The organism is Streptomyces sp. ME19-01-6 (genome assembly GCF_033793745.1).
GTDB lineage: Bacteria > Actinomycetota > Actinomycetes > Streptomycetales > Streptomycetaceae > Streptomyces.
Genome location: NZ_JARAXF010000003.1, coordinates 259,834 through 277,755 on the forward strand (window position 1 = coordinate 259,834; position 17,922 = coordinate 277,755).

Here is a 17,922-nt window from a genome sequence, read left to right on the forward strand (position 1 = left end):
GCTGCGGATCCCGTCCGTACGGAAGGCCCGGCTCCCGCGCGAAAGTTGCGTGGGGCCGGGCCTTCCGGCTGTTCAGACGAGCAACGGCTCGAAGTTCCACAAGACGCGGGCGGGTCCCAGGAGGCCGTGCTCCGTCCCGAAGACGGCCGCCAGCTCATCAACGGCCGCCCGCTCGATCGCCCACGCCTCCTCCCGTCCGCCCTTGATCTCCCGCAGGTCGGCGGCGAGCGCCAGCCGCGCCACCAGGGTCAGCGGATGCCGCTGCCCCAGCACCCGCTCGGCCCGCAGCGCGGCCTCCCGGCTCAGCGCACAGGCGTCCGTCCTGTCCCCCACAATCTGGTGGGCGGCGGCGGTGTTGACGGCGATGCCCAGCGTCCAGGGGTGGTCCTCGCCGAGTGCGGCGGTCATCTCGGTCAGGGCCTTCTCCAGCACCGTCCGCGCCAGCCCGGCATCGCTCGACAGCAGCGCGGCCCCGTGGCTCGCCGCCGCCCCGATGGCGTACGGGTGCAGGGCTCCCAGAGTGAACCGATAAGCGTCCGCGACGAACTCCGCCAGAGGCCTGCCCTCTTCGAGGCGGCCCCTGCTCCGCAGCGCACTGGAGTAGTGGCAGGCGATCATCAGGGAGAGCGGCGCGTCCTCGCCCAGCAGCCGCCGCGCGCGGTCCAGCACCACGGCGAGCAGGGCGGTGCCGGATTCCATCTCACCGCAGTTGAGCCGGCACATCGCCAGGGCGCACTCGGCCAGCAGCGTGTGCGGGGTCTCGCTCCCGACGGATGCGTTGTGCCGCTCGACGCTGCGGGACTGGTGGCCCAGTGCATCCGCGTAGCGGCCCATCAGCAGCAGGTCCCATCCGTAGGCCGTCTCGGAGGCCAGCGTCTCCAGATGGTCGCTCCCCAGGGTCGCTCTCCGGCGCTCCAGGACCAGCTCGTCCACGTCCAGCGCCGACTGGTAATGGCCGAGCGCCCGCAGCGAGGCGGCCAGTTCGGCCCGAGCGCGTAGGTGGTCCGGGCTGTCCTTGGGCGGCGAGGAGAGGTCCGCCTGCCGCTGGCAGAGCTGGTACGCCTCGGCGTAGCGGCCCAGGCCCCGCAGGTCGGCGGAGAGCGCGTTCATCGCGGCGGGTGAGTCGGCCTCGTCAGACTCATCCAGGACCTCCCGGTCCAGCCGCTCGGCCCGGGCGTAGTTCCCGGTCGCCCGCAGCAGGGCGCTGCAGCGCAGGATGAGCTCCCTGTCCAGAGCGGGCGCATCGGGCGCATCGGTGACCTCGTCGACGAGGCGCAAGGCCGTCGCGTAATCGCCGCTGAGCGTCAGATACGTCAGGCAGTCGAGGCCCAGCCGCCCGCTCGACCATTCGAGATACGGCACAAGCTCGGCGTAGCGGGGCCAGGTTGCGGGGTCCTCCGGTGGTCCCGGATGAGCCGCGGCAAGGGCATGACGGATGACCCGGTCGTCCTTGTCCCGGCGGTCGTCCGGCCTTCTTCTGCGGACCGCGTCACAGACGAAGCGGTGCAGCCGCAGCGCCTCCGCCTCCCTCCGGACCGCGGAGTGCTGCACGAGCTTGCCCACGGTGACCTCGAAGTGGCTGGGGTCCTCCAGCAGCGCCGCCACCGCCGGGGAGACCAGCTCCCCCGGAACGGCCCGCAGCAGCGCGAGCGGCACCAGGCCCGGCCCGAAGACCGCGCAGAGCTGCAGCAGATCGGCGGCCAGCTGTGAGTGCGCCTGCAGCCGCCGGATCAGCTCCTTGAACGCGGAGGCATACGGCGCCGGGTACACCACCCCGGACTTCACGGGCACCGACCCGCCCTCGCGCAGCCGGCGGCTGTACTCCTCGGCGGGCATCGTCGAACCGTTCAGCCACCCAGCCGTCTGGTCGAGCGGCAGCGGCAGGTCTTCCACGGCGGCGGCGAGCGCGTCCGCCTCCTCGCGGCCCAGCCGCGCGGCGCGGGCCCGTACGAACGCCACGCTCTCGTCCCTGCTGAACGGCGGCACCTCCAGCAGCTCGACGTAGTGGTCGGCCCAGCCACGGTTCTGCGAGGTGATCAGCACATGGCCGCGCCCGCCCGGCAGCAGATCGGCGACGGCCTCCGGGGCGTCGGCCCCGTCGAGCACCAGCAGCCAGCGGTCGGACGGCACGCCCCGGCGCAGTTTGTCCAGCGTGGCCCCGGCCCGGGCGGACGTGGAGTACCCCTGAACGTCCTTGCCGTAATCCGCCAGATGCCCGCCCAGCCGCTCCTCCAGCACCCCGCGCTCATGCGCCGAGGCCCACCACACCACGTCGTACTCCGCGCCGAAGCGATAGGCGTACTCGGTGGCGAGCTGGGTCTTGCCGATGCCCGGCAGCCCCACGAGGGCGCACACGGCGGCTTCGGCGGGGGCACCCCGCAGAAAGTCGTTGATCCGCTCCAGGAGAACGTCGCGGCCGGTGAAGGTGGGATTGCGGCGCGGCACCCCGTCCCACAGCTCGGGCGGGTGCCCGGGCAGCCGTGACCTGTGCCGACCAGCGTTTGTCCTGGCTTGGGCCGCGCCCATCCCGAGCGCCCGCAGCAGCCGGAACTCGCACTCCACCTCGTCGACCACCCCCAACAGCCCGACGGCACCCAGCCGGGCGACGCCGACCGGCAGCGGGTGATAGCTGACGACGAAGGCGGCGATCCGGTCGGCGCGCCGGCGTACGGCAACACTCCCCAGCGCTGCCTCCCACTCGTCCGCGGTGCGGACCGCGTCGAGGGCGAAGAAGTGCTCGCTCAGCAACAGCAGATGGAAGGCGTCGTCGCCGAGCAGATCGGCCACCGCGCGGTCCAGGTCCTGGGACGGCTCGGCCGTGGGGTCCCAGCGCCGGACGGTGATGTCCTCGCGCGCGACGCCCGTCGCCGCCAGGCGCTGGGCGACCCAGGCCGCCCAGGGGCGGTTGGGTCCGGCGTACGTCACGATGACGGGCAGATGGCCGGGCAGCCCGCCCGTGGGGCCGCCGGTGGGGCCGCCGGACGCGCCTGGGCTCAGCGGCGTAGGCGCGTACACCACATCCCCCGGGTGCCCCGCGACCACCCGGTCCCCCGGGGAGGAGGCCGGGGAGACCCGCCCGCCGTCCTCGCCCCGCATCCGGGCAAGCTCCCACTCCAACCGCCGGGCCCGCTCCTCCGCGGCGATGGCCTGCTCCTCCGCGAGCGACAGCCGGCGCGCCACGGGGTCCTCGGCCTCGGCCTGCTCGGCCGCGGCCTCCTCCCCTGCCTGGAGCTGGTGCTCCAGCTCCTCGCACCGCCGCTCGGCCTCCAGCGCCTGCCGCCGCGCCTGGTCCAACTCTCCTTCCAGCCGGGAAACCTCGTCCTTCAGCCGGTCCCGTTCACCGCGTAACCGCTCCCGCTCGTCCCGCAGCAGCTCCACCTCGGCGCCGCGTCCGTCGCGCTCGACCGACATCGAGACGGCGAGCTGCCGCTGCTCGATCTCCATCTCCGCGATCCGCTGTTTCCGCGCCTGCAACGCCTCGGTCAGCGCCTCCGCGCGCACCTCGGCCTGCTGGCGCCGCCGGTCGGCGTCGGCGAGCTGGTCACGCAGGTTCTGCAGCTCCCAGCCGGACCTGTTGGTGGCCTGCAACGCCCGCCGTTGCAGGCCGTGCACATGAGCGATGACCTCGGGCGACGACGGCCGCCTGGTGGCCTTGGCGGCGTGGGTCAGCAGCGTGTCCACGAACTCGGCCGGGGCGACGACCGTGCCGTTCAGATAGCGCGACACGGTGCCCGGATCGCGGTGCACCCGCAGCGCGAACACCCGTAGGGACACCCCGACCGCCCCGAACAGCCCCCGCAGCGCTTCCGCCAACTCGGCGCAGGACCGCTCCACATGACCGGGTATCGGCTTGAGGTCCCCGACCCGCCCGGGGTCCCCCGCGAGCGGCACCAACTCCCCGCGCAGCTCCTCCTCGTCCTCCACGCACGCCCCTCCCCCGTTGCGGCGATCGGCAACGCGTGACACCTGCCGCAACACCCGGCGCCCCACGCAAGGTGAAAGTACCCGGCGAACCGACCGGCCGCACGGAAAGGACCCCTCCCCATGCCACCCGCGAACCACCCCGCCCCCCGCCCGCTCCTCGCCCTCGCCGCCGCCGCGGTCTCGGGCGCCGTACGCGCCCTGGTGGGCTGGCTGCTGGAGCGGACGGTGGGTTGAGAGTCATCGCCGCCTCAGGCCGCGGCTCGTTGTCTCCTGCTCTTCCGGAACAGCAGCAGGCCCCAGGTCACCAGCAGCACGCCGCCGCCGACCGCGCCGAGGCCGATCGCGAGCACCTCCGTCTCCATCGGTGGATGGGCGATCTTGCTGGTGCCGGTCGGCGACGCGAAGTGCTTGACGCTTCCCTTGTAGGGTTTCGGCGCGGTGTCGATCTTCGGCGGGTTGGCCGCCGCGCGCACCGCGGCCGCGGCGTTGATCTGGCCGGCACCGACAAACGCGTTGTGCCCGCCTGCCGGATGGTCGGCCGTGCGCATCAGGATCGCGCGGGTCTGCGCCGGGGTCAGGTCCGGGTTCTTCGCCAGCATCAGCGCGGTGACACCGGCGGCGAGGGCCGCGGCCGGGGAGGTGCCGTTGATCTGGCGGTAGCCACCGTCCTTGTCGGCGCTGGTGATGCCGACGCCGGGGGCGGCGATGGTGTTGTGGGTGCGCACCGTGGAGAAGTCGGCGCGCTGTCCGCCGGGCTTGGTCGCGGCGACGGAGATCACTTCCGCGTATCCGGCGGGGAAATTGCCGTCGTTGAGCTCGTCTCCGCTGTTGCCCGCGCTGGCCAGTACGGTGACGCCCTTTTGCACGGCGCGGGCTATGGCTGACACTTCGGTGCCGTCCAGGTCTCCGAACAGGCCTCCGCCGAGGGACATCGAGATCACGTCGGCGTCGTTCTCCACCGCGAAGTCGATGCCCTTCGCGAGCGGAGTGACGCCGTCCTTCGTGCGCTCGAACTTCAGCTCATCACTGTCGTTGATCACCCGAGCGGTGATGATCTTGGCCTTGGGCGCGACCTTGAGGACGTCCGAGACCATGGCGGTGCCGTGCTCGCCGTACCCTTCGTCGCCGGACTTGAGGCCGTCGGAGTCGTAGAAATCGGGGCCGACCTTGGTCACCCGGCCCTTGAGCGCCGGGTGGTCTGGGTTGATGCCGCTGTCCAGCACCGCCACGGTCACGCCTTCGCCCTGGCTGGCCTTGTGCGCCGCGGGCAGGCCGAGGGCGGCCGACTCCCAGCCGGCCGGGGCGTTCTCCGCGGCTGCGGCGGGGACCGCGCCCCAGGAGAGAGCCGCGCCTATCAGGACCGTCAGGGCGGCACCGCTGACGGCGGTATCGCGTATGGAGCGGATGCTCACCGCGGGTCTCCCATCTGCATGCGGTCGATGTGGGCGCGGAAGAGACCGACGAGGTCTTCGGCGTTGGCGTGCCAGGACTCGAGGTCGGTGTCGTTGCCGCCGTACTCGCCCCACTCGCCGGGCAGCACACCCGCGACGTAGCCGTCCGCGGAGCCGATGCTGGCGCCCAGGACGTACGGCAGGTTCTCGCCGTACGCCGCGGTGACGTAGGCGCCGTTGCGGTCCTTCCACTTGGCGGCCAGGGTGCCGGGCACCGCGTACGGAGCGACCGCGCCCTCGGTTTCCCGCTTGTCCTCGTAGGCCGTGACGACCTTCTCCTTCGGTCCACCCTCGGGCAGCACCACGAGCGCGACCGTCGCGACCATGTTCCCGGTGGAGTCGACGTACGTGGCGCGCAGGACCGCCTTGCAGCCATTGGCCTTGGCAGCCTTCAGCGTGGCGCGCGTGAGGCCCTTGTCGCAGTCGGTCTCCGGTGATATCCCCACGCGGTTCCACACCGCTTGCTTACGGTCGTAGAGCCCGCCGTTGTAGCCACCACTGCCGCCGAGCGTGGCCGGGAACACCTTGTCCACCGGTTCGTCACGCCACATCACCTTGCCGTATGCGTAATTCGGCAGCTCCTGGCGGTAGTTGCTGTACGTGTGCGCGGTGAGCGCGCCGCCGCCGATGAGCAGCAGCACTCCGAGGACAGCGAGGAACGAACCCAGCACCTTTCGGCCCCCGCCACCCCCCGAACCCCCGCTCGGTGGGGCCTGCGGCGGCCAGGGCGCCTGTCCGGGAGGCGGAACGGGTGCGCCCTGCGCAGGCCATGGACCCTGCCCGGGAGGCGGGACGGCTGGGCCTTGCGCCGGCCAGGGCGCCTGTCCAGGAGGCGGAACGGCCGGGCCAGGCGGTGGTGTGGCCGGCATCGGCGGCTGCGAAGGATACTGATTCGGACTGCCCGGGGCGCCAGGCGGCGGGTAGGACATCGGTTCTCCCACTCCCCCATGAAGACTTGCTGATGGGAGCGGCCGCCTTCCTAGCTGCGGCAATGCCCAGCTCGCCGGCCCGGCCGCGACGTTCCCGGCGAGGATACGACAGGCGGTGTCGGCCGAGGGCGTTGCCCCTGGTCCTTGCCGGAGAGGGGACCGTTTTAACCGCTTCGCGTGGACACAACGTGGCCGTGACATGCTGCGCCGCCTTTCGCAAGGCGGCGGCGCCCGCCACCCGGTGTGGGTGGCGGACGCCGCCGCAGCAAAAACGATGTGACATCAGACATGCGCAACAGGCCGGGAGGCAACGGCCTCGGTGGCGCGCTCACCCACCGGCTCGGCCACCCGCGCGGGCGCGGGCCGACGCAACCCCAGCGCGACGAGTGCAGTGACCACGATCCCCGCCGCCGCGACGAAGACCGCCGTACGCAACCCGTCCGTGGTGGCCGCGCGCAGCGCCTCGCCCCGCTGCCCGCCGAGGCCCGCGCCCGCCACGGCGACCAGCAGGGCGAGCCCCACCGCGCCGCCGACCTGCTGGCTGGTCGAGGCGACACCCGACGCGATGCCCTGCTCCTCGGCCGCCACCCCGAGCGCGGCGGCCCCGAACATCAGGGTGTAGCCCGCGCCCTGGCCCAGCCCCATGACCACCAGCCCGGGGACCAGCGCGAGGTACGAGGCGCCGACGGACATCGAGGCCCCGACCGCCACCGTGCCGGCCGCGCCCACCACCAGCGCCGCGATCAGCACCGCGCGGATGCCGTACCGCGTGGCCAGGCGGCCGGCGGACTGCGAACCGACCGCGATCGCGACCATCGGGACCAGGAACGCCAGCCCGGCGCTCAGCGCGTCGTAGCCGTGCACGCCCTGGAAGTAGCCGGTCAGGAAGTACATCAGGGTGCCGAACGTCCCCATGTACAGGAAGGTGACCACGGCCCCGACACTCAGATTGCGGTTGGCGAACAGCCGCGGCGGCAGCAGCGGATCCGCGCTGCGCCGCTCCACCGCGACGAACGCGGCCAGCAGCACCCCGCCCGTGGCCGCCGAGCCCAGCACGGCGGATGAGGTCCAGCCCGACTCGGGCCCCTGCACCAGCGCGAACACGACAGCGGTGACCGCGACCGTGGAGGTCAGCGCCCCGGCGATGTCGAACGAACGGCCGCGGGCGCGCGGGGCGTCCGGGGCGATCAGTACGTACGTCAGCCCGGCCGCCAGACCCGCGAGCGGCACGTTGACGAAGAACACCGATGCCCAGCCGAACGCGTCGGTGAGCACACCGCCGAGCAGCGAGCCGAGGATCATGCCGCTGCCTCCGGCCGTGCCCCACACCGCGAACGCCCGGTTGCGCTCCCGCCCCTCGGGAAAACTCGTCGAGACGAGCGTCAGCGTGGCGGGGAACAGAAACGCCCCGCCGACCCCCTGTACGGCCCGCGCCGCGACGAGCAGCCCCGGCGTCCCGGCCAGCCCGCCGAGCAGCGACGCGACCGCGTAGAGACCGAGCCCCAGCGCGAACATCCGGCGCGGCCCGAACAGATCGCTCGCCCGGCCGCCCAGCAGCAGAAACCCGCCGAAGGCGACGGCGTACGCGCTGATCACCCACTGGAGGTCGCCCGCCGAGAAGCCGAGGCCGGATCCGATTTCGGGGAGGGCGACGTACACGATGTTGTAGTCGATGGAGATGATCAGCTGGGCGAAGGCCAGCAGAGCGAGGGTGAGGCCGAGCCGCCGGGGCGGCGGTGGCACGGGCGTACTGGTGGAGGGCATGGCGAAGCCTGCTGTCGGCGCGTGAGGACGGGGTTGCGGTGGAGTGGGGAAGGGGTGGGGCTCAGCTGCCCGTACGACGCCCGGCGAGCTCGCCCTGCCACACGGGGCTCTCGTAGTAGTGGTTGTCGTACGTCTCAGAACTCTCGCGAATCTCCTGCACGCTCGCCTCACCCCGGTACACGCGCTCCAACAGCCGGTAGTAATCGAAGCGGTGTAGCCCCGGCGTAAACACCACCAGCAGCTCCGCGGTGCTGTCCGCCGCCGGCGCGAACGCGTGCGGGACGGTCGGCGGCACGGTCAGGAAGTCACCCTTGCCGAGGGTGTGCACCTCGTCGCCGACCAGGATGCGCATCGTGCCGTCGAGGACGAAGAACATCTCGGTGGCCTTGGTATGAAAGTGCGCCGGAGCCCCGGGTGACCCCTTCTCGAAGGTCGCCTTGTTGGCCGTGAGTGCCCCACCGGTCACGCCCGCGTCAGCGAGCAGCGTGATGAGGCTGGTGGCACCGTCCTGAAGCGTCTCGGCCTGCTCGGCGCGGACGAGGACGGGGGCGGTGGGCTCGGTGGCGGTGGTGTTGTTGCTGCTCATGGTGGCTCCCAGCTGCTGCTTGTGGCGGTTGTCCCCTTGACACCAACCAAACTAGGCCGCCGAAAGACCCATTAGATGGTTCATTCAGACGTCTATTTCATAGGTCAATTCGGCGGGCGGCGGCAGCTCCCACCGACAACCGCTACTACTGGATGAGCACCAGCAGACCTACCATTCGCACGGGCGTACGACCGTCGCCCAGAGAATCGACGAGGCTGATCCAAGCCGCCATGGAGGTCTGCGACTCATGCCAACCACCCCGGACCTGAGCACGGCTGTGTGGCGCAAGTCCAGCTACAGCAACACGCAGGGAGGCTCATGCGTTGAGGTCGTCGACGGCATACCCGGGATAGTCCCGCTCCGCGACAGTAAGAGCCCCGAGGGCCCGGCCCTGGTCTTCGAGTCTGCAACCTGGACCTCGTTCGTACAGGCCGTCAAGCGCGGGGAGTTCCACGCCGCCTAAGCCCTGAACCGCGGGCGACTTCGTAGTGGATACGAGACACGGACACGCCGTGGCGTCGGCGTGTCCGTGTCCTGCTCGGGCCACCGCCACTTCAGACGGGCAGCTCCCACCGACGGCCACGTTCCGGGTCCGCGTGCCATACGACCTGCCGGTCAGAGGTCACCGTGAGCCCGAACTCATAAAGCTCCGGCTCCCCGGCCGCCCGCCACCACTGGTGCGCGCCCTCCACCTCGGCGAAGAGGTCTCGCGGGCCCCATTGCTGGACGCCTCCGTCGCGTACGTACGCCCACGAGTCGGCCGTGGCGAACCACCACGCGTCGCCCTCCCGGTCGGCATGCACACCGGGAAGCCGGAGGCCCAACGCGAACCGTGCGTGAAAGTTGTCGTCCAGGGACGACAGGTCGAGGTTGGTACGGCTATCGCGGCTCTCGTCCCAGGACTTGGTGGTGTACACGTCCTTGAGCGGGAACTCCGGCCGCCGCTGACCCCGCAGGTCCATGAACGACATCGGGCGCCCGAAGTGTCCGCTCGCGGAACCGCCGTCCTCGGACACCCGCAAGCAGGCCATTCCGTGAGGCTGCAGCGTCGTCTTCCACGGCGTGACGATCAGGCCACCGGGCCGGGTCTGCTCTACCCACGCGAAGGGAACTCGGCGCAGCGACGCCGTGCACAACACCCGGTCGTACGGCGCGCAGCCCGCCCATCCGCACTCCCCGTCGCCCGCCACCACGCGCGGCAGATACCCGGCTGCGGCCAGCCGTCGAACGGCCTCCTCCGCCAGCCCAGCGTCCACCTCGACCGACACGACGTTCGCCTCCCCGGCCCGCTCGCAGAGCAGCGCGGCGTTGTAGCCGGTACCGGTGCCGATTTCGAGCACCTTCAGGCCGGGGTGCACATCGGCGGCTGCGAGCATGGTGAACACCGCGTTCAGGGCGCTGATCGAGCTGGTGGGCAGGGCCCCGCGCGCGTCCGCGGCTCCGCCGTCGACCTGCCCGTCGTCCACCTGTGTGACCAAGGGGTGCCGCGGGTCGTACACCAACGAGGCCCACGTGTCCGGTTCGTCGGAGGCACGAACCGGCCGGTAGGCGTCCTGCCGCCAGACCCACACGGTGTCGGGCACGAACACGTGGCGCGGCACCTTCAGGAAGGTCTCGCGCATCCAGGGCCCGGGAAACCCGTCCAGGCCGCCGATGATCTCGGCGGCCTGGACGCGCAGTTCATCGAGGGTCATTTGCGGTGCGTCCCGCCGCCCGGCTTCGAGACATCCGGTGCTGACTGTCGCTGTCACTCGGCGACGGCTCCTTCGGCTGGGGGTTCGGGGCTGGTGGCTTTCCGTGGCTACCCATCGGCTTTCCTTCCTTTCGCCGATTCCAACGCACTACTCCGGGCAGGGTCACCTGCCCCGCTGTCGGCAGCGCGGACACTCGCACGGCGGCCAGACAGACGACAGGCTGAAGGGATCGCCGTAAGCCATCGGCGGGCACGACCACGAGGAGACTTCCGTCCGCGATCGTGTCGTGGGGTTCAGCTTGTAGACCGTGACCGTCATCGCGGACCTGATCAGACGGAGATTGCGGGGCGGTTGCTCGATACGGCCGTCCTTCACCGAACCTGCTTTCGTTGCGTGCCGTATTCCAGCACTGACTACCGTGTGCAGTGCAAGCGTCGCGCTCAGTGCGTACTGTTGGACAGGGAGGCGCTGTCTCGCAGCTGGGGGAGAGACAGCGCACGTCGCCCCGTCGTTAAGCCCGTTCCGGAGCAGAGAGGGAGGGACCAATGACGTTCCAGCCAAGGCCGCTGAACCCGAATCGATCAGTCCGCCACTTCTACGGCTCGGAGATGCGCCGCCTGCGGGGTGGGGCGGGCATGTCGCTGGCCCGGCTGGCCGAGGTCCTGAAGTACAGCAAGCCGCACCTGGGGCGTATCGAGACGGCGGAGTCGATGATCCCGGAGGGCCTGTCGGAGAAGCTGGATGCGGCGTTCGGCACGGACGGCCACTTCACCAGGCTGTACGAACTGGCACGGCATGAGGTGCACCCGGACAAGTACCGGCGGTACATGGACTTCGAGGCGCGGGCCGAGTCCATCGCGCATTGGTCGTCGTGCGTGGTGCCGGGCCTGTTGCAGACGGAGGCATACGCACGTGAACTACTCAGCGCTGGTGCTGGTGAGGCGACAGAGGAGGAGATCGAGCAGCGGGTCGCGGCACGACTGAGTCGTCGGGAGCGGCTGCGGGGCAACGCAGCGCCGCACGTGTGGGTTGTGCTCGACGAATCGGTGATTTGGCGGCAGATCGGCGGACCAAAGGTCATGCACGAACAACTGGCGGCGCTGCTGCCCCTGATGGACACGCCGCGCAGCAAGATTCAGGTCTTGCCGTACAGCCATGGCGCACACCGGTTGATCGGCGGTGACCTCGACCTTCTTGTCCTCCCTGACAGCTCCATGGTGGCGTACGACGAGGGCATCGACGCCAGCCATCTCTACGAGGGAGAGACCTCGGTGCAGGAGCGCCGGCGGGCCTACGACGTGCTACGGGCGTACGCCTTAACGCCCAAGGAATCCGCGAGGCTGATCCGAACGGCCATGGAGGTCTGCGAGTCATGCCCATCATCCCGGAGCTGATCTTCGAAGCCGCTACCTGGACCTCGTTCGTCCAGGCACGGCGGCTCTGGGGCGACAGGACAGCGGCTGGTCGGAGGGGGCGAGTTCGTGGATCCGGAGATGGTCGCGCTGGCGAGTACGGCAGGGACGACCCTGGTCACGATGCTGACAACCGAGGTGTGGCAAAGCGTCAGAGAAGGCTTCGCCTCGTTATGGCGTCGTGCTCAGCCGGACCGGGCCGACGCAATTTCCGCCGAACTCGACGCGACGCGCAGCGACCTGCTCGCTGCGCAGGCCAATGGTGACCTCGACTCCCGCGAGGAGCTGGGCGCAGAGTGGCAGGGGCGTGTCCGGCGGCTACTCGTGACCCATCCGGAGGAGATGGAGGCCTTGCGGACGCTGTTAAACGAACTGGCCCCGCACACGCCCGAAGCCCCATCGGTGACTCAGCACGCCACAGCCTCCGGTCAGGCAAGGGTCTACCAGGCCGGCCGCGACCAGAACTTCGGCCAGCGGTGAGCGGCCGCAATGACGCCTGGGCCGATGGCCAAGGCCGCGTCTATCAAGCCTCCGGTGACCAGCACATCATCGAGCATCACCATCACACCCCCGACTGGTCGGGGCCCGACTCCGTACGCCGCCCGGCGGTTGGCCGCGCTCCCGTAGTGCTTCGCGACCGGGCCGGGGAGATGGACCGACTGCGCGCCGCCGTTGAGCCTGGCGTCGGCAACCGCGTCTACGTCCTCCACGGGCTGGGCGGATGCGGCAAGACCGCAGTTGCCTATGCGCTCTTCCACCACGCCACCGGCGAGGCCGGTCGACTCGGGCTGTGGGTCAACGCATCCGACCCCGCCTCCCTACGCTCCGGCATGCTCGCCGCCGCAGCCGACCGCGGAGCCACCGATGGCGAACTGGTGGGAGCACGCAGCGGACTACGCCCCGCCGCCGACCTCGTGTGGCACTACCTCGACCACTCCGACGAGCCCTGGCTGCTGGTCCTCGACAATGCCGATACCCCCGCCATCCTCCGCGACGGCGGCTGGCTGCGCACCAGCCCGGCCGGCACTGTCGTCGTCACGACCCGGCAAGCAGCAGCTCACTGGTGGCCCGGCGCCGAACTCCTGCAATTCGGCGTGCTTCCACGCGAGGATGCCGCTCTCGTTCTCCACGACCTCGCACCGCATGCCGGGTCGGCCGAAGACGCCGCTGAGGTCGCCGACCGCCTCGGACGGCTGCCCTTGGCGCTCACCCTCGCCGGCGGATTCCTTGCCCACCAGGTGATCGACCCATGGACTCTCGCGGACTACAGCCGCCGACTGGACGGCGGCGGCTCCGGTCTCAACCCCACCGATCCCATCGAGCTCATCGACCAGGGCGCCGCAGCCGTCGGCGGTGACTCGCGGCACCTGCTCAGCCACACCTGGCAGCTCTCCCTCGATGCCCTCGCCACCCAAGGCCTGCCCGAAGCGGGCCGCCTTCTGAGCCTCCTCGCTTGCTGGTCCAGTGATCCGTTGCCGCTGTCGGTCCTCTCCGGAGTCGAGCTCGACCCGACGCTCCCGGCTTTTCGCGTTGAATCAGCCCTGCGCGGACTTCTTGATCACTCCCTGACCGAGCTCGTACCTGGGGAGATGCGCTGCCTGCGCACCCACGGCGTACTCCTCGACAGCGTGGCCCGAACCACGCCCGCTGACCAGCGCGAGCAGCTCTCGGCCACGGCCGCCCGCCTACTTCTCGCTGTCTTGCCTGAGGTGCCTGACCGAGGAGCGCAGGAACCCCGGGTGAACCTGCTCGCGCCGCATGTGATCGCGCTACTGCGGAGAACAGCGAATTGGGCACCCAGCCAATCGACGGTGGAAGCTGCGGCAGAGTGCGCTCTTCGGCTCGTCACTGCTGTCCACAGGGCTGGCGACTACGCCTCAGCGCTCGCATTGGGCAGTGAGGCTGTGGAGTTGGTGACTCCCCGACTCGGTCAAGGCCATGTCTTGGCCATCAGGTTGCGTCAGCGTATGGCACGGGCCCTTTTTCGGCTTGGCCGATTCGAGGAGTCCGAGGCCCTATATCTGCACGTGCTGGAAGACTGCGAACGGATACTAGGTCCAACAGCACCGGATACTCTGCAAACTTGTTTGAAGCTAGCCGGTCCGCTCTTCAACCTTGGTCGAGAGCAGGATGGCACCTCGCTGATGCGTCGAGCGGCCGAGGGCCACACCCAAGCCTTGGGATCTACCCACCCCCTTACGCTTCTCGCTAGGTCGTCTCTCCTGGAGGTATCCACCCAGCCGACCGAGGTAGCCGCAGGGTCGACCTTGGTCGCGGATTGCCTCCGTGAGGTCGGAGAAGACCATTCCATCACGCTTGATACACAGCTCAACTATGCATACGCCCTCTATCAGGGAGGGCGATCCGCGGAGGCACTACCACACATTCGCTCCGCCTTCGCGGAGTATGTGCGACGTTTCGGTCCTGATTACCCGATCGCGCTGAACGCCCGGGCAACACTCAGCATGATTCTTGCGGCACTGGGCCAATACGCAGAGGCTATCGAGCACGCAGAGAACCTTGCGGAAAGACGAACCAGAGCGCTTGGCCCAGCTCATCCGTGGACACTTTTCGCCAAGGATCTCTTGGAACAACATCGACGCTCCCAAAGAAACGCCTGAGTGCACCAAACCGGCCCCCATTCATCTGCGTCCGAGTCACGCGAGCCGTAGCGGCTTTGTGGTGAGTATGGGACAGCGACACGCCGAAGTCACGGCGTGTCGCTGTCCCATACTCACCACAAACTCATGTGTGCCGCTGATGGCTCCGGGCCATGGCGCGCGTATGTACGGCGCCCCGCTACCCGCCCACCGCCGCCAGCGCGCCCCCTTCTCGTTGAGGCAACAGCCGCGGAGATGCGCGAACAGCGCCTGAACCGTCAAGCGGGACGATTTCCGCCGCTCCTGAGCGCCAGCGGAACAGAGGAGGCGCGGCGGCGGCAACGCGCAAAGCAGAAGGAGGCGGAGCTGCGGCGCCAGCGCGCCGAGTAGGAGGAGCGCCGGGCGCTGGAGCCGGCGAGGCGTGGTGGGGCCGGCTGTCCGGGCAACAGGTCCGGGAGCTGTTCGCCGCAGTGGCCGACCGCGCCTGGCGCGAGGAGCTGCTGCGGGTGGAGGTTCCCGGACATGTGCCCGGGACTCGCCCGGCCGATCTCACACGGTGCGGCTGACCGCTGAGGGCCCGTCCTGAGCCGCGCGGTGGCCAAGCGGGCGTTCAGTACCATTCCTGATACGACATGCCATTGCAGGGGAAGGTGCGCAGCCCGTAGTCGAGGCTGTCGTCGAGGCACCGTCCGGTCGCCTCGTTCCTCAGTGACAGCGTGTTGTTGTTGTGGCGGATGACATACCAGCTCTGGTAGGGCGTGGCGTTGCAGGAGAAGGTGCGCAGCCCGTACTGGTTGCTGTCGTCGAGGCACTTGCCGATGAACTTGTTTTTCAGCTCGCGCGTGCCGTCGGACCACGCGTGGACGTTCCATTGCTGGGCCGGGTGACCGTCGCAGCGCGGAGTGGTGTAGCCATATTCCAGGCACTTTGAGGTCGCATGGTTCTTGAACGTGTTGATCGCGTCTGCCTTCGCTGAGGAAGCGTTGGCCACACCGAGGCCGAAGACTCCCGCCACAAGTGCGGCGGTCAGTCCGGCCACGCGACTGGGGCGTCCGGATCGTAATGCAAGCATGACCGTTTCCTTCTCCGGGGCCGAACCCTGGCGACCCCTGGTCATCCCGGTGACCTGTACGGTCACCGGCCCTGTCTCTCATGATGGCCAGGCCAGCCCGGGACCGGTCCCGGTGGCCTGTACGACCACCGGGCCTGTCACTCATGAGCTTGACTCTGGATCTTGTGGTCGTCGAGGTCATCGCCAGCACAGGCATGCGACCTGCCCGGGGAGGGCAACCTCCGCTACCCGCCCGTCAGGTGCTTGCGGGGCAACCGACGGCACCACCGACGCGGCCCCTGACCGGGTCAGGCTGCCCCAGCCCGTGTGAGCATCTCGGCGATCTCGTCGCGGCCCTTCTCCCGGGCGATGCCGAGCGGCGTGTCGCTGCCGACCCTGAGCCCGGACGGATCGGCGATCCGGGCGTTGACGTCGGCCCCGGCGGCGATGAGCGTCTCGATGATGCCGGTCCCGGCTTCCCGCCACACCGCGTAGTGCAGGGGCGTCGCGCCTGCCGTCGTGCGCGGGTCGGGATCGCCGGCGCGATCGAGCATCAGCCGGAGTGTCTCCTGGTGGCGCTCGGCGGCGGCGTGCAGGGCGGATACGCCTTTGATCCCGAACAGGTTCTTGTGCACGGTGCGCCGCGCCGGGTCCGCGCCGGCGTCGAGCAGCGCCGCGACGAACTCCGGCGCGTCGACTGCCACCAGCAGCGGCGTCAGACCGAGCCGGTCCTCGGCCTCGACGTCCGCGCCGGCATCGATGAGGCAGCGCAGGATCTCAAGCCGCTCGGCAGCCGGCCGCTCGCGCTCGTGGCTGAACCGGCTCTCGGCCACGACGTGCAGCGGCGTCCTGCCGAGGCGGTCGGTCGCCCGCGGGTCGGCGCCGGCGTCGAGCAGCGCCCGTACCACCTCCGCCGAGGGGCCTGGCCGGTCGGTGCGAAACGGTCCTCTGACGGCCATCCAGAGCGGTGTCACATCGCGCTCGATCCGCTCCATGCCGAAGTCGGCGGAGTGCAGGCCGAGCTCCGTCAGGAGGCTGTCGTGGCGGGTCCGCGTGCCGGTGTCGGCGCCCGCGGCCAGCAGCGTCCGCACCGTCTCGGCCGAGCCCGACATCACCGCGAAGTGCAACAGGGTCATCGCCGAGCGGTCACCCTCGGCCGGCCCCAGCGGGACACCCGCGGCGATCGCGGGGGCCACGGTCTCCAGGTCGCCGTGGGCACAGGCGTTGGCCAGCCGGGCGGAGTCCGGCGGCGCGTAGACGGTCAGCTCGGCCAGCATCCGCGACAACCGCCGCGGATGACCTAAGGCGTCCGCCGCGTCGGACCCGTCGTGGTCAATCCGGTAGACGTTGGGATCGCCGGGCCGCGGATCGTCGAGGTCGACGACCCAGTAGCGCTGCGTCGACTCGTTGAACCCGATCACGAAGCACGGCCGGTCCACCCCGAACGGATCGCCCCCGCCGGCCCCTTGCGGAAAGCTCACCCGGTCGCCGTCCTCGGCGGTGACCAGCAAAGTACGCGGCGGCCACGTGATAGCCATCAGCGTCTCGGTCTCCGGCGGCAGCGGCCTGGACGCGTCGGTCCAGTGCACGCCCGCTTCGATCGTCCCGGGTATGGTTCCGCCGAGCCGCTCGATCTGACGCAGTACGTCGGTGTGCACGCCTTCGCCTCGCATCGCGTCAAGCTAGCAGCAGATCACTCAGTCCCTTGCCCCGGCAAAACTTTACCGAAGCCGCTCAGACCTTCCCCAGGTCGGCCGCGAGGTCCGCCGCGCGAGAGAGTTCGTCCGCCAGTTCCGTCCGCTCGGCTTCGCTCAGTGTGAGCGCGGCGGCCTCGGCGAGACGGGCGTGGGCCGTGGCGGGGTCGTCGAGTTGGGCGGCGAGGTCGGCGCGCAGGAGCAGGGCGCGGTAGTGCTCGGCGGGGCCGGACGGGGTGTCCTTCGTGAGGGCGTGATCGAGGATGCGGGCGGCTTGGGCGGGGTCTCCCTTGGAGATGCCGATCAGCCAGGCGTTGTGCACCGCGCGGGCGAAGGGCTCCTTCGGCGCGGGTGCGTGCTCGGTGGAGGCGCCGGTGGGCTGGCCGATGCGGACGCAGTTGCCGCCGGGGTCGGTCATCAGGAACTGCCGCATGCCGTACGAGGTGTCTTTGAGCTGCCCGATGCGCGGGATGCCACGGGTCGGGATGCGGCCGAGGGAGGTCTTGAGCCGGGCCCGGAAGGTCTCGTACAGCTCATCGACGCGATCGGTGGTGATGTAGCAGGTGGACCAGGACTCAGCCGGGACAACCGACTTGTTGCCGAAGAACTGCAGCTCGATGTCCTCGCCGTAGCTCAGTGCCGCATACGGGTTGGGGCGGGTCTGCAGGTGATCTACAGCGAAGCCGAGGCGCTCATAGAACTCCACCAGATCGGGGATCGACGGGCAGGGGAGGATGGGGATCACCTTCTCGACCATGCTCCAGACAGTAGGTTGCGGATTCCCTCTAGTCAAACTTGACTAGCGATCAGAGCCGAC

General features: G+C 70.0%; 13 protein-coding genes. 4 read left to right on the forward strand and 9 right to left on the reverse strand.

Features of this window, described 5'->3' with window-relative positions:
- Positions 1-72: 72 nt before the first annotated feature.
- The 5 genes from fxsT to PV419_RS07755 all read right to left on the reverse strand — a co-directional run bounded on the left by fxsT (position 73) and on the right by PV419_RS07755 (position 8,654).
- Positions 73-3,924: an FxSxx-COOH system tetratricopeptide repeat protein gene (fxsT, locus tag PV419_RS07735; protein WP_319686988.1), complete on the reverse strand. Its 3,852-nt coding sequence runs from the start codon at positions 3,922-3,924 to the stop codon at positions 73-75.
- 248 nt (positions 3,925-4,172) lie between these two features.
- Positions 4,173-5,336 (reverse strand): S8 family peptidase, encoded by a 1,164-nt coding sequence (locus tag PV419_RS07740; RefSeq protein ID WP_319686989.1) that lies wholly within the window; start codon positions 5,334-5,336, stop codon positions 4,173-4,175.
- Complete coding sequence (locus PV419_RS07745) at positions 5,333-6,046, reverse strand: hypothetical protein (RefSeq protein ID WP_319686990.1); 714 nt, start codon at positions 6,044-6,046, stop codon at positions 5,333-5,335. Before PV419_RS07745 ends, PV419_RS07740 begins: the two co-directional genes overlap by 4 nt.
- A gap of 540 nt (positions 6,047-6,586) precedes the next feature.
- Positions 6,587-8,068 carry an MFS transporter gene (locus PV419_RS07750; RefSeq protein ID WP_319686991.1) on the reverse strand — a complete coding sequence of 494 codons (1,482 nt, stop codon included), beginning with the start codon at positions 8,066-8,068 and terminating at the stop codon, positions 6,587-6,589.
- Between the two features lie 61 nt (positions 8,069-8,129).
- The gene (locus tag PV419_RS07755) at positions 8,130-8,654 is read right to left on the reverse strand and encodes a cupin domain-containing protein (RefSeq protein WP_319686992.1); all 525 of its coding nucleotides are present in this window, start codon (positions 8,652-8,654) and stop codon (positions 8,130-8,132) included.
- 247 nt (positions 8,655-8,901) lie between these two features.
- Between PV419_RS07755 and PV419_RS07760 the strand changes: the two genes are divergently transcribed.
- Positions 8,902-9,117: a DUF397 domain-containing protein gene (locus PV419_RS07760; RefSeq protein WP_319686994.1), complete on the forward strand. Its 216-nt coding sequence runs from the start codon at positions 8,902-8,904 to the stop codon at positions 9,115-9,117.
- A gap of 91 nt (positions 9,118-9,208) precedes the next feature.
- Here the strand turns inward: PV419_RS07760 and PV419_RS07765 are convergent, their stop codons facing one another.
- Positions 9,209-10,348, reverse strand: coding sequence for a methyltransferase domain-containing protein (locus PV419_RS07765; RefSeq protein WP_319686995.1), 1,140 nt, complete (start codon positions 10,346-10,348; stop codon positions 9,209-9,211).
- A gap of 545 nt (positions 10,349-10,893) precedes the next feature.
- Between PV419_RS07765 and PV419_RS07770 the strand changes: the two genes are divergently transcribed.
- The 3 genes from PV419_RS07770 to PV419_RS07780 all read left to right on the forward strand — a co-directional run bounded on the left by PV419_RS07770 (position 10,894) and on the right by PV419_RS07780 (position 14,381).
- The gene (locus PV419_RS07770; RefSeq protein WP_319686997.1) at positions 10,894-11,742 is read left to right on the forward strand and encodes a helix-turn-helix transcriptional regulator; all 849 of its coding nucleotides are present in this window, start codon (positions 10,894-10,896) and stop codon (positions 11,740-11,742) included.
- Between the two features lie 87 nt (positions 11,743-11,829).
- Positions 11,830-12,240, forward strand: coding sequence for a hypothetical protein (locus PV419_RS07775; protein WP_319686998.1), 411 nt, complete (start codon positions 11,830-11,832; stop codon positions 12,238-12,240).
- On the forward strand, positions 12,237-14,381 hold the full coding sequence (locus tag PV419_RS07780) for a tetratricopeptide repeat protein (protein WP_319686999.1): 2,145 nt from the start codon (positions 12,237-12,239) through the stop codon (positions 14,379-14,381). The genes PV419_RS07775 and PV419_RS07780 overlap by 4 nt, the downstream gene beginning before the upstream one ends.
- A 589-nt stretch (positions 14,382-14,970) precedes the next feature.
- Here the strand turns inward: PV419_RS07780 and PV419_RS07785 are convergent.
- From PV419_RS07785 to PV419_RS07795, 3 genes are all read right to left on the reverse strand, one after another.
- Entirely contained in the window at positions 14,971-15,498 is a 528-nt protein-coding gene (locus PV419_RS07785; RefSeq protein ID WP_319687000.1) for an RICIN domain-containing protein, read from the reverse strand.
- A gap of 221 nt (positions 15,499-15,719) precedes the next feature.
- The gene (locus tag PV419_RS07790) at positions 15,720-17,084 is read right to left on the reverse strand and encodes an ankyrin repeat domain-containing protein (protein WP_319687001.1); all 1,365 of its coding nucleotides are present in this window, start codon (positions 17,082-17,084) and stop codon (positions 15,720-15,722) included.
- A gap of 61 nt (positions 17,085-17,145) precedes the next feature.
- A complete protein-coding gene (locus tag PV419_RS07795; RefSeq protein WP_319687002.1) occupies positions 17,146-17,862 on the reverse strand; it encodes a VOC family protein in 717 nt (238 codons plus the stop codon).
- Positions 17,863-17,922 lie beyond the last annotated feature (60 nt).

Bases quoted from the DNA above. Each gene is read 5' to 3' on its own strand.
- PV419_RS07755 (WP_319686992.1), bottom strand. From the start codon at position 8,654: ATGAGCAGCAACAACACCACCGCCACCGAGCCCACCGCCCCCGTCCTC.
- PV419_RS07750 (WP_319686991.1), bottom strand. From the start codon at position 8,068: ATGCCCTCCACCAGTACGCCCGTGCCACCGCCGCCCCGGCGGCTCGGC.
- PV419_RS07795 (WP_319687002.1), bottom strand. From the start codon at position 17,862: ATGGTCGAGAAGGTGATCCCCATCCTCCCCTGCCCGTCGATCCCCGAT.
- PV419_RS07760 (WP_319686994.1), top strand. From the start codon at position 8,902: ATGCCAACCACCCCGGACCTGAGCACGGCTGTGTGGCGCAAGTCCAGC.
- PV419_RS07770 (WP_319686997.1), top strand. From the start codon at position 10,894: ATGACGTTCCAGCCAAGGCCGCTGAACCCGAATCGATCAGTCCGCCAC.
- PV419_RS07790 (WP_319687001.1), bottom strand. From the start codon at position 17,084: ATGCGAGGCGAAGGCGTGCACACCGACGTACTGCGTCAGATCGAGCGG.
- PV419_RS07765 (WP_319686995.1), bottom strand. From the start codon at position 10,348: ATGACCCTCGATGAACTGCGCGTCCAGGCCGCCGAGATCATCGGCGGC.